The organism is Halomonas korlensis (genome assembly GCF_900116705.1).
In the GTDB taxonomy this organism is placed as follows: Bacteria; Pseudomonadota; Gammaproteobacteria; order Pseudomonadales; family Halomonadaceae; genus Halomonas; species Halomonas korlensis.
Genome location: NZ_FPBP01000013.1, coordinates 1 through 15,140, shown reverse-complemented (window position 1 = coordinate 15,140; position 15,140 = coordinate 1). Strand labels below are relative to the sequence as shown.

13 protein-coding genes are annotated in these 15,140 nt (G+C 64.7%); 5 read left to right on the top strand and 8 right to left on the bottom strand.

Annotation, left to right across the window (positions count from 1 at the left end; genetic code table 11):
- Positions 1–74: 74 nt before the first annotated feature.
- Positions 75–581, top strand: a complete 507-nt coding sequence (yjgA, locus tag BM341_RS15520; protein ID WP_089796977.1) for a ribosome biogenesis factor YjgA — start codon at positions 75–77, stop codon at positions 579–581.
- Positions 582–612: 31 nt separating this feature from the next.
- Here the strand turns inward: yjgA and tldD are convergent, their stop codons facing one another.
- The 7 genes from tldD to BM341_RS15485 are packed head-to-tail and all read right to left on the bottom strand — an operon-like array spanning position 613 to position 10,553.
- Positions 613–2,067, bottom strand: a complete 1,455-nt coding sequence (tldD, locus tag BM341_RS15515) for a metalloprotease TldD (protein WP_089796976.1) — start codon at positions 2,065–2,067, stop codon at positions 613–615.
- Complete coding sequence (locus BM341_RS15510; protein WP_089796975.1) at positions 2,064–5,909, bottom strand: YhdP family phospholipid transporter; 3,846 nt, start codon at positions 5,907–5,909, stop codon at positions 2,064–2,066. Before BM341_RS15510 ends, tldD begins: the two co-directional genes overlap by 4 nt.
- A gap of 4 nt (positions 5,910–5,913) precedes the next feature.
- Positions 5,914–7,377 carry a ribonuclease G gene (rng, locus tag BM341_RS15505; RefSeq protein ID WP_089796974.1) on the bottom strand — a complete coding sequence of 488 codons (1,464 nt, stop codon included), beginning with the start codon at positions 7,375–7,377 and terminating at the stop codon, positions 5,914–5,916.
- A gap of 33 nt (positions 7,378–7,410) precedes the next feature.
- A complete protein-coding gene (locus tag BM341_RS15500) occupies positions 7,411–8,001 on the bottom strand; it encodes a Maf family protein (protein WP_089796973.1) in 591 nt (196 codons plus the stop codon).
- A 28-nt stretch (positions 8,002–8,029) separates the two neighbouring features.
- Complete coding sequence (mreD, locus tag BM341_RS15495) at positions 8,030–8,518, bottom strand: rod shape-determining protein MreD (RefSeq protein ID WP_089796972.1); 489 nt, start codon at positions 8,516–8,518, stop codon at positions 8,030–8,032.
- Positions 8,518–9,495 (bottom strand): rod shape-determining protein MreC, encoded by a 978-nt coding sequence (mreC, locus tag BM341_RS15490; RefSeq protein WP_089797067.1) that lies wholly within the window; start codon positions 9,493–9,495, stop codon positions 8,518–8,520. Before mreC ends, mreD begins: the two co-directional genes overlap by 1 nt.
- 20 nt (positions 9,496–9,515) lie before the next feature.
- Complete coding sequence (locus BM341_RS15485; RefSeq protein ID WP_089796971.1) at positions 9,516–10,553, bottom strand: rod shape-determining protein; 1,038 nt, start codon at positions 10,551–10,553, stop codon at positions 9,516–9,518.
- Between the two features lie 194 nt (positions 10,554–10,747).
- On the opposite strand from BM341_RS15485, the gene gatC reads away from it, so the two are divergent.
- The 4 genes from gatC (at position 10,748) to BM341_RS15465 (ending at position 14,681) form a co-directional block, all read left to right on the top strand.
- A complete protein-coding gene (gene gatC / locus BM341_RS15480) occupies positions 10,748–11,035 on the top strand; it encodes an Asp-tRNA(Asn)/Glu-tRNA(Gln) amidotransferase subunit GatC (protein ID WP_089796970.1) in 288 nt (95 codons plus the stop codon).
- A gap of 48 nt (positions 11,036–11,083) precedes the next feature.
- Positions 11,084–12,559 carry an Asp-tRNA(Asn)/Glu-tRNA(Gln) amidotransferase subunit GatA gene (gatA, locus tag BM341_RS15475; RefSeq protein ID WP_089796969.1) on the top strand — a complete coding sequence of 492 codons (1,476 nt, stop codon included), beginning with the start codon at positions 11,084–11,086 and terminating at the stop codon, positions 12,557–12,559.
- Positions 12,559–14,013, top strand: coding sequence for an Asp-tRNA(Asn)/Glu-tRNA(Gln) amidotransferase subunit GatB (gene gatB / locus BM341_RS15470; RefSeq protein WP_089796968.1), 1,455 nt, complete (start codon positions 12,559–12,561; stop codon positions 14,011–14,013). Before gatA ends, gatB begins: the two co-directional genes overlap by 1 nt.
- A gap of 116 nt (positions 14,014–14,129) precedes the next feature.
- Entirely contained in the window at positions 14,130–14,681 is a 552-nt protein-coding gene (locus BM341_RS15465) for a cupin domain-containing protein (protein WP_089796967.1), read from the top strand.
- A gap of 159 nt (positions 14,682–14,840) precedes the next feature.
- Here the strand turns inward: BM341_RS15465 and BM341_RS15460 are convergent.
- A partial coding sequence (locus BM341_RS15460; protein ID WP_175507888.1) for a transposase occupies positions 14,841–15,140 on the bottom strand: 300 nt, incomplete at its 5' end.

Here is a 15,140-nt window from a genome sequence, read left to right as displayed (position 1 = left end):
GATGGTGCATTGTCCAGACCGCGACCGCGGGCTGATATAATGATCGAATACTGACTCTCACGAATGGAACCGGCATGACCCAGGATGATCTTTCTCCGGCCGACGAACGGCCCAGCAAATCCCAGCTCAAACGTGAAATGTCGGCCCTGCAGGCCCTGGGGGAGCGAATCATCGCCATGAGTGACGCCGAACGTGCACGCTTACCCCTCTCGGATGAACTGCTCGCCGCCGTCAAGGAAACCTCACGAATCCGCTCCCACGAAGGCCGTCGTCGGCACATGCAGTACATTGGCAAATTGATGCGCCGCGAAGACCTCGACGCCATCCATGCCGTATTCGAGGAAGTCGAGCAGGAGCAACTACAGCGTGATCACGCCTTTCATCGCCTGGAAGGCTGGCGGGATCGGCTGATCGATCAAGGCGACCCCGCCGTCGAGGCCTTTATCACCGACTTCCCCAATGTCGACCGCCAGGCCTTGCGGCAATTGATCCGCAACGCTCGCCACGAGCGTGACCAGAACAAGTCGCCAACTCATGCCCGCCGCCTCTTTCGCCTGATCCGCGATACTGCCGGCATGTAAGCAACGCTTTAACCAGGCGGCAACTTGCTTATCAGGACTGCGTTCCGCCCACCGTCAGCTCATCGAGTTTCAGCGTCGGCTGGCCGACACCTACCGGCACGCCCTGTCCCTCCTTGCCACAGACCCCGATGCCGGTATCCAGCTCGAGGTCGTGGCCGATCATCGACACGCGCCCCATCGCCTCCGGGCCATTGCCGATCAGGGTCGCGCCCTTGACCGGCACGGTGATGCACCCGTCCTCGATCAGATAGGCTTCGCTTGCCGAAAAGACGAATTTACCGGACGTGATGTCGACCTGGCCGCCACCGAAACTCACCGCATAGATGCCACGTTTCACGCTGCGCAGGATGTCAGCGGGCTCGTCCTGCCCTGCACGCATGTAGGTATTGGTCATGCGCGGCATCGGCAGATGCGCGAATGACTCGCGACGCGCGTTGCCGGTCGGCGCCATTCCCATCAGCCTGGCATTCAACTTGTCCTGCATGTAGCCGGTCAGCACTCCGTCTTCGATCAGGGTGTTGCATTGCCCCGGCGTGCCCTCGTCATCCACGCTCATCGAACCGCGACGATCGGCCAGGGTAGCGTCATCGACCACCGTGACGCCTCGCGAGGCGACCTGCTGACCGATGCGCCCGGCGAACGCCGAACTGCCCTTGCGATTGAAGTCCCCCTCCAGGCCGTGACCCACCGCCTCGTGGAGCAGGATGCCCGGCCAGCCCGGCCCCAGCACCACCGGCATCTGCCCCGCCGGCGCCTCGACCGCGTCCAGATTGACCAGCGCCTGGCGCACGGCCTCCTTGGCATAGCGCTCGGCGACATTCTCGTCGCGCAGTCGCGACATGGGGTAGCGGCCGCCACCCCCAGCGCTGCCACGCTCGCGGCGGCCGTTCTTCACCACGATCACGCTGACGTTGAAACGCACCAGCGGACGAATATCCGCTGCCAGGGTGCCATCGCTGGCCCGCACCAGTACCACTTCATGAACGCCGGTCAACGAGGCACTGACCTGCGACACGAGAGGATCTGCCGCCCGCGCGATACGGTCGGCCTCCTTGAGCATGGCGATCTTGTCCTCGGCGGACAGACCGGTGAGCGGGTCCACGCCGGCATAGCGCGCCTCACCGCCGACCAGGATGCGCGGCGCCGAGGCGAGCCGTTTGCCGCTGCGCACGATACCGGAGGCCGTACGGCCGGTTTCGGCCAACGCCTCGCCGCTGATCTGGTTGGAATAGGCGAAGCCGGTCTTTTCGCCGGCCATCGCACGCACCCCTACGCCGCCGTCGATGTTGTAGCTGGCCTCCTTGACCTCGCCATCCTCCAGCACCCAGCCCTCGTGCCAGCTGCGCTGAAAATACAGGTCGGCATAATCGATGCCGGCGCCCATGGCATGGTCCAGGCCGGCGTCCAGGTCGTCGAGACCGAGCCCGCCAGGAGCGAGCAGGATGTCGGTAGCGTCGTCGAGCAAGAGGTGTTGGCGTGATGTCATTCGGCATTTTCCACGGAGATCTGAGGCGAGGTCCAGGGACCCCGCACGCGATAATGAATTCGGGTCACGCGGTCGATGGCGTCACCGAAGAGCTTGTCGGCAATAAACAGGGCGCCACCGATGACCGGCGCACCAGCGATCACCGCCGCCAGCGGCAGATTGCGACTCACCGGGACTGTGACGCCCAGGCGCTGGTCGAGTTCCCGCCGCTGCAGGTCTACCTGCCCTTCGAGTGTAAAACGCGTGGCGGGCCCCTCGACTTCCACCGGGCCGCGGGTTTCCAGGATTCCACCATACAGGGTCGCCGCCCCGGTGACACGATCGAAGGAGGTGCCCTGTCCGGTGACGTCCGAAAAATCCAGCCGCAGGCGACGCAGCAGGTTGTCGACGTTAAGCAGGCCCACCAGCCGCGCCGAGGGCGATTCGAGGTTCACGAAACGCCCATCGCGCAGGCTCGCCTCGATGCTGCCCCGCGAGCGCTCCAGGGCAAACTGCCAGGGTGCGCCTGGCCAGGCCAGCTGGCTCTCGACGTGGGTCTCGGCGCTGCGTATCGATGCTGGCTGACCGAGCCGCTCCATGGCTGTGCCCAGATCTCGGCCATCGAGGTCGAGTCGTGCGCGACTCAGGCTGTCGGCGGGCCCGGCAGCTTCCCATACCAGCTCGCCACGTGCCGCTATCTCACCCAGAGACAACCCTAGGGGCGCGATCGTGAGCCGATCTCCACTGGCCTGCCAGCGCGCCGTAAACGGCCCGAAACGCCTGCCCTGGCGCTCAATGTCGGCGATGCGCAGGCGTCCATTGGGCAACTCGGCGATCCACGCCGGAAAGGGCTCGGGCGCCGGTGGCGTGGCGATCTCGTCGAACAGATTGCCACTGCTCGTGCCGGCAGGAATCAGGCGGTCCAGGCTCAACCGCTCCAGCGCGATGTCCAGGGGTTCGGCGGCTCCGGGGCGATAGTCGAGCCGGCCCTCACCAAGGCTGCCATCCAGCGACATGCCCCAGCCACCGCCGCCCCGGGGGCTGGCAGTGGCGTCCAGCCAGCCCAGGCAGCGCTCGTTGATCGCCAGGCAATCGGTTTCCAGCTGTACGGTTTGCAATATCCGGGACAAGTCGGCGCCCTCGGCAGCGCCTCCCCCTCCTTGCAGGGAAGCAAGCACATCTCCCCAGGCGTCGAGTTCAATCCGCGGCTGGTACGCCTCGACCCACCAGCCAGGCTCACGCGGCCATCCAGCAGTCGGTGTCCTGCCCAGCCATACCTGGCCCTGGCCGACCGGCGCACCAGTAAGCTCACGCCACCGTAATTGCAGCTGCTCACCAAAACGGCCCTCGATGCGGCCTTCGTCAAGGCCGACATCGACGCGCAGCTGCTTGGGCTCGGCACGGGATTTGCCAAGCGGCGCCGGCAGCACAATCTCGAGCCCTTGAAGATTGCTGTCGAGTCGCAGCGCATTCGCGCCATCCGCGAGCGACAGCCGACCCTGCCAGTCGAACCTGCCGTCGACACGTTCACCAAGGGCTCCACTGCCAAGCATGTCGCCCAGGGCCGCTCCCTCGGCGCTACCGGACAGGTCGAGCCCGCCGGCCGGCGTATCGATATCGGCGCTCACCGGCCCACCCAGCAGGCGACCCGCGACACGCCCCACCAGGCCGCCTTCTTCATCGCGCTGTCGCCAGGTCAGTGGACCTTCGAGGTCACGAAACAACAGGCCCAGCGGGCGATATTCGAGCCAAGGAAAGTCGACCCTCGTGGCGATCTCCAGCGCCAGGGCCTCGGGTTCCTCCAGCGGCAACGACAAGGCAAGCTCACCGCTAGCCTGCCCTTCCCCCCGCCAGCTTTCCACGGCCTCGATGCCTTCGACCGGCATGCTCAGCAGGAAACGTCGTAGCGCCTCGGCCGAGGCATTGAGGGCTCCGTCGATCTCGAGTCGTCCATCGTCCAGCACGACCCGCCCTTCCCGCGCCTCGACGCCGAGACTCTGGGCACGCTCGACGGTGGCCTCCAGCGTCTTGTCCTGCAACCGAAGCTGACCCTCGACGCCTTCCAGAAACGGCCAGCCTTGGGCGATGGGCAGTCGGCCCTCCTCGACCGCCAATGACAGGCCGAAGGTGGGATCGACACGCTCGCCGCCGCCAGCCATCGGCACATGCAAGCGCAGCGAGCCTTCCGGAACACGACCAGAAACACCATTGCCCAGCCAGTCGAGCAGGTTGTCGCTCAGAATGCCGACCGGTAGCCATTGCAACAGCGGCGTGTCGATGGCATCGATGTCGCGAAAATCGAGCGTCAACCCCAGGCCGCCGCGCTGTCCCTTGCCTGCCGACAGCCCGAAGCCACCGGTCACTTCGCTCCCCTGCCACCCGACGGCCAGGTTGCGGCCACTGACGACACTTCGGGGCCCATCGTAGGACCAGACGACTTCGCCGCGGGCATGGTCGAGGGCAATGGGATCAGCATAGATATCGGGGAAGACAAGCCGGCTGTCGGTATCACCGACGAAGCGCACCTTTCCATTCAGGTCGCGCGCCTCGACCCACATGTCCAGGGGCCCTCCACCGGGTGCCCGTTGCCAGGGAGATACCTCGACATCATGCAGCGCAGCGCGGGCCAGCCACTGGTCGTCCTCACGCCCGACCCTCAGACCCGCCACCCTGCCCCGCGGATTGAGGGTGGCGATTGCCCTGTCCAGCGCACCGGGTAGCGGCAGGCGGTCGCGCCAGGCCGCCATGGCATCGAGGGCAAACTCACTGGTATTGAGCCACCAGTCATCGCCTCGACGCCTGATGTGCCAATGGGTCGGCAGCGCCGGACCGCTGGCATCGAAAAGCGCCTCGGGAGCATCCCAGTCAGCACTGCCCGCCTCGCCTTCCAGCCAGGCCTCCCAACCGTCTTCGCGTCTCAGCCACTGGCCCCGGGCGGCCAGCGTCTCGAGCACGATAGTACGTAGTTCGCCACTGCGTGCGTCATGACTCATCGCCAACAAGGGCACCTTCACGTCCAGGCGCACATCTGCCAGTTCACCGCTTTGCCAGCGTCCCCAGAGTTGGGCGTCGCCACTGGCGGTTTCAAGGCGCAAGGGGGCTCCGCGTCCCACTAGCTCGGCCAGGCCCATCAGGCTGCCTAGCCGCATATCGGCCTGCAGGGCAGCATTGAAATCACGCAACCCCGCCTGGCCGGGCTGTATTTCCAGTACGGCTTGTATGGCGGCATCGCGCTCGCCGTTCAGATAGACGATCCCTTCCAGATGGGTGCGTCGGGCATCGCCCGTCATCAATAGCTGCGGCGCCTTCAAGACCGCGCGCTGCTCCTGGCCATGCAATATCAGCTGCACGTCTTCGACCCAGGCACGTTGGCGCAGCAGTGCACCAATCCAGAAATCCAGGCGGTCCAGGTTGAAGGCGGTATCGGGAAACAGGTCACCGGGAAGCTCGGCCGGATCCGGCCAGTGCCAGAGGCCTTCAGCATCCTGATAGACGTGGACGGTGATGCCCCGCAGGCGGGCGTCTTCCACTACCGGCAAGCCATCGCGCAGACTGGCCAGGGTATTCAGGCGCAGATGGCCCTGCTCGACCTCAATGAGAGGAATGGACCCCAGACCGGTTCGCGAGCGAACCGACAGGCCCGCAAGGCTAAGGTGCGGGTCCAGGCGCGACAGACCACCGTCCAGTTCACGGATTTCCACCACGGCTTCGAAGCGTGCCGATAACAGGGCCTCGATGCGCGGCTTGGCCAGATCGGCCAGGCCAAGACCCAGGCGTAGCGACAGCAGCACCAACGCCATCAATGCCAGCAGCAGCGCTGCCAGCGTCAATAGCCATCGCGTCAGTGAGCGGGTCACGGACATGGGCTCACATCAGCACGATGTCGTACTGCTCCTGGGAGTAATGGATCTCGACCTGGAAGCGGATGGTCTTGCCGATGAAGGACTCGAGATCCGCCACCGCCGCCGATTCCTCATCGAGCAACCGATCGACGACTGCCTGGGAGGCCAGGACGGTGTAGGTCTCGGCGCTGTAGGCCCGGTCCTCGCGCAGGATCTCGCGAAAGATCTCGTAACACACGGACTCAGGGGTCTTCAGGGTGCCTCGCCCCTCGCAGGTCGGGCAGGCCTCGCAGAGCGTCTGTTCGAGACTCTCGCGCGTGCGTTTGCGCGTCAGCTGCACCAGGCCGAGCTCGGTGACGCCCGTACACTTGGTCTTGGCATGGTCGCGCTCGAGCGACTTCTCGAGCATGCGCAGCACCTGGCGCTGATGCTCGGTATCCTCCATGTCGATGAAATCGATGATGATGATGCCACCCAGATTGCGCAGCCGAAGCTGGCGGGCAATGGCATTGGCCGCCTCGAGGTTGGTCTTGAAGATCGTTTCCTCGAGATTGCGATGCCCCACGTAGCCGCCGGTATTGACGTCAATGGTGGTCATCGCCTCGGTCGGGTCGATCACCAGATACCCACCTGACTTCAGCTGTACCCGGCGACCCAGCGCCTTCTGGATCTCGTCCTCGACGCTGTAGAGATCAAAGACCGGTCGTTCGCCGGCGTAGTGCTCGATCCGCTCGACGGCGTGAGGCATGAACTCCTGGGCAAACTCGATGAGCTTGACATAGTTTTCGCGCGAATCGATGCGAACCTTCTCGATGTCATCGCGCATCACATCGCGCAGGGTGCGCATGAATAGCGGTAGATCATCGTAGATCACGCTGGGCGCCGGTGCGGTCACCTTGCGCTCACTGACCTTGCGCCACAGGCGCAGCAGGAAGTACATATCGCTGGCGATCTCTTCGCCCAGTGCACCCTCGGCGGCGGTGCGCACGATGAAACCGCCGGTCACCTCCAGGCTCTGCTCGGCCTGGCTGGTTTCCAGCAGCGCCCGCAGGCGCTCGCGCTCGCGGTCATCCTCGATGCGCTGGGAGACGCCGTGGTGCGGCGAATCGGGCATGTATACCAGGTAGCGCGACGGCACCGATAGATGGGTCGTCAGACGCGCCCCCTTGGACCCGATGGGGTCCTTGGTCACCTGAACTACCAGGGCCTGGCCCTCGTGAAGCAGTTGGCCGATGGCGATCTGGTCTTCAGCAGGGGAGCCCGGCGGCATGACCTCCTGGGCATGGATGAAAGCGGCGCGGTCGAGGCCGATATCCACGAAAGCCGCCTGCATGCCGGGCAACACCCGCACCACGCGGCCTTTATAGATGTTGCCGACGATGCCACGGCGGCGCGACCGTTCGATGAAGGCCTCCTGCAGGACACCGTTCTCCACTACGGCAACGCGGGTTTCCATCGGCGTCAGATTGATGAGTACTTCACCGCTCATGCAGAAATCCTTGTCCAGTCAATTCTCTGGGTATTATGCCATAGCGTGGTTCCACACCGGCACGCCCTGGCGTGCCAGCAGCGCCGCGGTCTCGAAGAGCGGCAGGCCCACCACCGCTGAATGACTGCCCTCGATGCGTTTCACGAATACCGCGGCCAGCCCCTGGATGGCGTAGCCGCCGGCCTTGTCGACCGGCTCGCCGGTGGACCAGTAGGCGGCGATCTCGTTATTGCCTATCTCGCGCATCACCACCCGTGTCGCCACGCAGGCCTCGAGCAAGCCGGCCGGCCCGCTCACCGCCACCGCGGTCAGCACCTCGTGATCACGACCGGATAGCGAGCGCAGCATTGCCGCTGCGTGCTCGCGACTTCCCGGCTTGCCGAGAACCACGCCGTCGTGGACCACGGCGGTATCGGCGCCGAGCACCGGCAGGCTGGAAATCCCGGCGCCGGCCCGGGCCTTCTCACGAGCAAGTCGAACGACGTAAGTAGCAGGCGCCTCGTCCCTCTGCGGCGTCTCGTCAATCTCGACCGACCGAACATCGACCGCCACCCCGATCGAGGCCAACAGGTCGCGTCGGCGTGGCGAGGCCGATGCCAGACACAGCACGGGATCGAGGGTCATGGCAGCTCCAGGGCAAGTGGCGGAAAGATCAATCGCGGGCCAGACGGCGCCCCAACGCCTCGAACAGGGTGGTCAGCCATGGCCAGAGCAGCGCCCCGATCAACGAAGGCAGCAGAAACGACAGATGAATGGAAAACGGTCCGAACAGAGTGCGTAACCACTGCTCGATGAGCTGGACGATCCCCAGCAGCACGAAGATCAACACCGCCTGCTGAACCAATGAATAGGCCCGGAAACGGGGGTAGACCAGCGCGCACAGAAAGGCCAGCAGTGACAGGGTAAGCGCGTTCTGCCCAAGCGGCGCTCCCTCGAGCAGATCGAGCAGAATGCCCAGCACGAAACCGTGCAGCACACCGACTCGGTACGGCGCCTTCATGCACCAGTAAATCAGCATCAGCCCGAGCCAGTCGGGGCGCCAGATCTGCCAGCCATCGGCCATTGGCATGACTTGCAGACACAGCGCCATCAGCAGGGTAAACCATATCCACAGCATGCCGGTGGGCGACGATGGCATCATCAACGCTCCTCTTCTTGCAGGGCCCGGTCTTGCAATGCTTGCTCTTGCAATAATCCGCCCTGCGGCGGCAAACCGATCAGCATTCGCGCCGCCTCGATGGCCGACTCGGAAAGCTCGCGATCCCACTCGCCCTCGCCCGGCACCGAAGGCGCCGGGGGTGGAAACAGCAACAGGAAGTGGCGCGAGCGTTGCAGCCTCGCTACCGGGGCGGCCGTGACCCGGGCAAAGGGCTCTCCGGGATCGTGCTCAACACGGATGACACGCGCCACCGGGTAGCCAGCCGGGAAACGCCCGGCCAGCCCGGAGGTCGTCAGCAAGTCGTTTTCGCGGATGTCAGCGGTATCGGGGACATGGCGGACCGTGAGCGCCTCGTAATCCCCCGCCCCCTGGGCGATGAAGCGCAGGCCGTTGCGGTTGACCTGCACCGGCAGCGCATGGCTGGCGTCGGCCAGCAACAGCACGCGGCTGGAATAGGCCGACACGGCAGTGATCTGGCCAACCAGTCCGGAGGCATCCATGACCGGCTGGCCGACATAGACACCATCACGTCGCCCGCGATCGAGGACCATCTGGTGGGTAAAGGGGTCGGGGTCGAGCGAGAGCAGCTCGGCCGTAATGAAAGGAACCTCGTCCTGCTGGGCCGCCGACAGCAGCTCGCGCAGGCGAACATTCTCTGCGGTGAGACTGGCCATGCGCTGGACACGATGCGACAACGTCAGGATCTGCTCGCGCAGGCGGCGATTTTCCTCCACCAGTGCGCGCTGATCCGAAAGCGCCAGCGCCCCCCAGTTGAGAACATCACTGGGCAGGCTGACCCCCCATTGAACGGGTGCTACCAGGGTGGAAAGCTGGGCTCGCACGTCTTCCATTCGGGTAAAACGCGTATCGGCGAACATCAACGCCGCCGCCGCCGCCACACACAATATCAGTCGGTAGCCGGGCAGCGGCCCATGCGAGAACAGCGGTTTGATAGAGATTCCCCCGCGATATTTCGATATCAGTCGCTGGAGAGCAATTCGAAGGTGTGCTTGTCGATCATCTCCAGGGCCTTGCCGCCACCCCGGGCCACACAAGTCAGCGGATCCTCGGCAACGATGACCGGCAGCCCGGTCTCCTCGGCAATCAGCGTATCCAGGTCGCGCAGCAGCGCACCCCCCCCGGTCAACACCAGGCCACGCTCGGCGATATCCGAGGCAAGTTCAGGTGGCGACTGCTCGAGCGCACTTTTCACGGCCGAGACGATGGAGCTCAGCGATTCCTGGAGCGCATCGAGAATCTCATGGGAATTCAGCGTGAAACTGCGTGGTATGCCCTCCGCCAGATTGCGGCCACGAACGTCGATCTCGCGCAGCTCACCGCCCGGATAGGCACAGGCAATTTCTTCCTTGATGCGCTCAGCGGTCGCCTCACCGATCAGGCTGCCATAATGGCGGCGAACATAGGCGATGATCGCCTCGTCGAAGCGGTCACCACCGACACGAATCGACTCGGAGTAGACCACGCCGTTGAGCGAGATGATGGCGATCTCGGTGGTCCCGCCACCAATATCCACCACCATCGATCCCTGGGCGTCGTCCACCGGCAGACCGGCACCGATGGCAGCGGCCATGGGTTCTTCCATCAGGAAGACTTCACGGGCCCCGGCGCCTTCGGCGGATTCCTTGATGGCGCGCCGCTCGACCTGGGTTGACATGCAAGGCACGCAGACCAGCACCCGTGGGCTCGGCGTCAGGAAGGTGCTCTGGTGCACCTTGCGGATGAAATGCTGGAGCATCTGCTCGGTGACGGTGAAGTCGGCGATCACGCCATCCTTCATCGGCCGAATGGCCGTGATGTTCCCGGGCGTGCGACCGAGCATCCGCTTGGCGTCAGAGCCGACCGCTGCCACGCTGCGCATGTTGCCGGACTGGCGAATCGCCACCACGGATGGCTCATCAAGCACGATGCCGCGACCGCGCACATAAATCAGTGTATTGGCCGTACCCAGGTCGATCGACAGATCGCTGGAGAACAGCCCCCTCAAACGTTTGAACATGGAAGTCGTTACCTAGTGCAGTCCGGAAACCCTGTGCGGAGGCAAACGGTATCACCGCGCCCCCCCTGCAGCAAGCGAAAGCCTCTCCACGGCGGTGACTTGCGGCCCTGCCAGCAGAACGTCGGATGTGGTACCTTCTGCGTTTATTTTCGTGAACCCGCTTGCAATCACTAACCCTTCGAGGACAACCGATCATGGCGATCGACAAAACCGACGTTCTCAGGGCCGCCCATCTGGCCCGGCTCGGCCTGAGCGACGAAGAAGCCAGCCATTATCAGGACGATCTGGGTCGCATCCTGGCAATGGTCGACCAGCTCCAGGGCCTGGATACCCACGGGGTCGCCCCGCTGGCTCACCCCCTCGACGCCACCCAGCGTCTGCGCGCCGACGAAGTGACCGAACCCGACCGACGCGAGCAGTTCCAGCGCTGTGCACCGGCGGTGGAAGAAGGCCTCTATCTGGTGCCCCGGGTGGTCGAGTGACCTGTCTCCCCCCGTGTTACCGGCAAGCCTCAACGGAGCCCAAGGCCCATGCATGACAAGACCCTGACGGAACTCGCCGCCGGCCTCCAGGCTGGTGAGTTTTCCAGTCGCGAGCTGACCCAGGCCCTGCTCGCACGTATCAAGCGCCTGGACGGTGAGCTCAACAGCCTGATCACCGTTACCCCCGAGCAAGCGCTCGAGTCCGCCGACAATGCCGACGCGGCCCGCGCCAGGGGCGACGCCGCCCGGCTCAACGGCCTGCCGCTGGCCATCAAGGACCTCTTCTGTACCGAGGGCGTCAAGACCAGTGCCGGCTCAAGGATGCTCGACAACTTCATCGCGCCCTTTGATGCCACCGTGGTCGAGAAGCTCAAGGCCGCCGGTACCGTGAGCCTGGGCAAGACCAATCTGGACGAGTTCGCCATGGGCTCCTCCAACGAGAACAGCTTCTACGGCCCCGTGAAGAACCCCTGGGACACCGGCGCCGTACCGGGCGGCAGCTCCGGCGGCAGCGCCGCCGCGGTGGCCGCGGGCCTGGTGCCGGCCGCCATGGGCACCGACACCGGCGGCTCGATCCGCCAGCCGGCCGCCTTCTGCGGCATCACCGGGCTCAAGCCCACCTACGGGCGCGTCTCGCGTTACGGGATCATCGCCTACGCCTCGAGCCTCGACCAGGCCGGCCCCATGGCCCGTACCGCCGAGGACTGCGCGCACCTGCTTGGCGCCATCGCCGGCCACGACCTGCGCGACTCCACCAGCGTGGCGCGTGGCGTGCCCGACTATACCGCGGAGCTCGGCGCGCCGCTGACCGGGCTCAAGATCGGCCTGCCGAAGGAGTACTTCGGTGACGGCCTGGACCCCGAGGTCGAGAGCGCGGTGCGTGAGGCAGTGAAGGTTTATGAGTCGCTGGGCGCCACGGTCCGCGAGGTCAGCCTGCCGCACACTCATTATGCGATACCGGCTTATTACGTCATCGCCCCGGCCGAGGCGTCGTCCAATCTCTCGCGCTACGATGGCGTGCGATTCGGTCATCGCTGCGACAACCCCGCCGACCTCATCGACCTCTACAAGCGCTCGCGCGCCGAAGGCTTCGGTGAGGAAGTCAAGCGACGCATCCTGATCGGCACTCATACGCTGTCGGAAGGCTTCTTTGACGCCTACTACAAGAAGGCCCAGCAGGTTCGCCGGTTGATTCGCCAGGATTTCCTCGATGCCTTCGAGGAGGTCGACGTATTGATGGGGCCGACCTCGCCGACACCGGCCTTCGACCTCGGCGCCAACAAGGATCCGGTCTCGATGTATCTGCAGGATATCTACACCATCGCCGTCAACCTCGCCGGTATCCCGGGTATCAGCGTGCCGGCGGGCTTCGTGGGCAAGCGCCCCGCGGAGGGCCGCCCCATAGGCTTACAGATACTCGGCACGCACTTCGCCGAGTCGCGCCTGCTCAATGTCGCCCACCAGTTCCAGCAGGCTACCGACTGGCATCGCCGCCGCCCCGCCATCGCCGAGGAGGCCCGCTGATGCAATGGGAAACCGTGATCGGGCTGGAAGTGCACGTCCAGCTGGCGACCCGCTCCAAGATATTTTCCGGCGCCTCCACCGCCTTCGGCGCTGCGCCCAATTCGCAGGCCTGCGCCGTGGACCTGGGAATGCCCGGGGTGTTGCCAGTCCTCAACGAGACGGCCGTGGCCATGGCCGTGCAGTTCGGCCTGGGCATCCACGCCGAGATTCCCGAGGTCTCGGTGTTCGACCGCAAGAATTACTTTTACCCGGACCTGCCCAAGGGCTACCAGACCAGCCAGATGTATCACCCCATCGTCGGTCCCGGCGAGGTGGAGATCACCCTGGAGGATGGCACCATCAAGCGCATCCGCGTGCATCATGCCCATCTGGAAGAGGATGCCGGCAAGTCATTGCACGAAGATTTTCACGGCATGACCGGCGTCGACCTCAACCGCGCCGGCACCCCGTTGCTGGAGATCGTCTCCGAGCCCGACATGCGTTCGGCCAAGGAGGCCGCCGCCTACCTCAAGGCGATCCACTCGATCGTCACCTACCTGGGCATCAGCGACGGCAACATGGCCGAGGGGTCGATGCGCTGCGACGTCAACGTCTCGGTGCGCCCCGTCGGCCAGGAAACCTACGGCACCCGCGCCGAGATCAAGAACGTCAACTCCTTCCGCTTCGTGGAGCGCGCCATCGCCTTCGAGGTTGAGCGCCAGATCGAGCTCCTCGAGGACGGCGGCAAGGTAGTGCAGGAAACGCGCCTCTTCGACCCGGAACGCGACGAGACCCGCAGCATGCGCACCAAGGAAGAAGCCAACGACTATCGCTACTTCCCCTGTCCCGATCTGCTGCCCGTGGTACTGGACCAAGCCTACGTCGATCACCTTCGCGACAACCTGCCGGAGCTGCCCGCCGACAAGCGGGCCCGCTTCGAGGCTGACTTTGGGCTTTCCGCCTACGATGCCGGCGTGCTCTCGGCGAGCCGTGAGATGGCCGAGTATTTCGAGCGCGTCAAGAACGCCTGTGGCGATGCCAAGCAGGCCGCCAACTGGGTGCAGGGCGAGCTCTCCGGCGCACTCAACCGCGAAGGCCGGCGAATCCAGGACAGCCCCGTGGCTGCCGAAACGCTTGGCGAGCTCATCCGCCGGGTCATGGACGACACCATCAACGGCAAGGCGGCCAAGCAGGTCTTCCAGGCGCTGTGGAACGGTGAGGGCGAGAGTGCCGACGCGGTGATCGAAGCCAAGGGGCTCAAGCAGGTCACCGACACCGGCGCCATCGAGGCGATGATCGATCAGGTCATTGCCGACAGTCCCGCCCAGGTGGCCCAGTATCGCGACGCCGAACCCGACAAGCGCGGCAAGATGATCGGCTATTTCGTCGGCCAGGTGATGAAGGCCTCGCGCGGTACCGCCAACCCCCAGCAGGTCAACAAGGTGCTGAAAGACAAGCTCGACGCCCTCTGCTGAGGCGCTCGACGGCTCGGGTCGGACGCGGGGCTCATGGCATGATCCAGTAAGGCCCCGCCCGACCCATTGACGGCTGCTGGCGGATAACCACAAAAACCGTTGCCGAGGAGATCAGGATGTCGGATGAGGTCGGCCCCCGCCTGCGCGCGCTACGGACCCTGCGCGGCATTTCACAGCGTGAGCTCGCCAAGCGATGCGGGGTGACGCATTCCAGCCTCTCGCTGATCGAGCAGGGCAAGGTCAGCCCCTCGGTCAGCTCGTTGAAAAAGATCCTGGATGCCATCCCCATGAGTGTCGGCGACTTCTTCACCATGGACCTGGAAAGCGGCCGGCAAGTGTTCTACAGCGCCGAGGAGCTGGCCGACGTGGGCAGCGGCGATGTCATCTACAAGCTGGTCGGTGCAGACCGTCGTGACCGCGCGCTGTCGTTCATGATCGAGACCTACCCTGCCGGCGCCGACACGGGTCGCGAGATGATCACCCACCAGGGCGAGGAAGCCGGCGTGGTGCTGGAGGGCAGGATCGAGATTACCATCGGTACCGGCATGCGAGTACTGGGCCCCGGCGAGGCCTACTACTTCGAAACCAATATTCCCCACCGCTTTCGCAATCCCGGCGACACCGCCTGCCGCCTGGTCAGCTGCGCCACGCCAGCCCGGGCATTTTAGAGCAGTTTTACTCTGACCAGTTAGGGAAACGCTGAACAATTCGATCCTGCGCGATGCAAGCGCCAAGTTGGCCCTCTTACCGCCTCAGCGGTCATTGTCTGATCACTTCAGGTGGCCTGTTTTCCCTGGCAGCCGGGCTTTCCGGCTGCCAGACCAGACTCAAGGCACACTGGCCCCATCAACTTGGCCCTCGCATCGTGTCGCCAGCACCAGGTTGGCCAGCCCGAACAGGCTGAAGAGTTGCGCCTGGTTCTTGGCCAGCCCCTTGTAGCGCACCTTCCGGTAGCTGAAGAGGTTCTTAATGACATGAAACGGATGCTCGACCTTGGCACGGATGCTGGCCTTGGCCTTCTCGATGCCCAGCAGCAGCATTTTCATCGGGCTGTCGTCCAGCTTCTTGATGGCGCCGCGCTTGGCGGCGACGCAGCACCGAGAATCCGGGGCGTCCTTTTCTTCGTC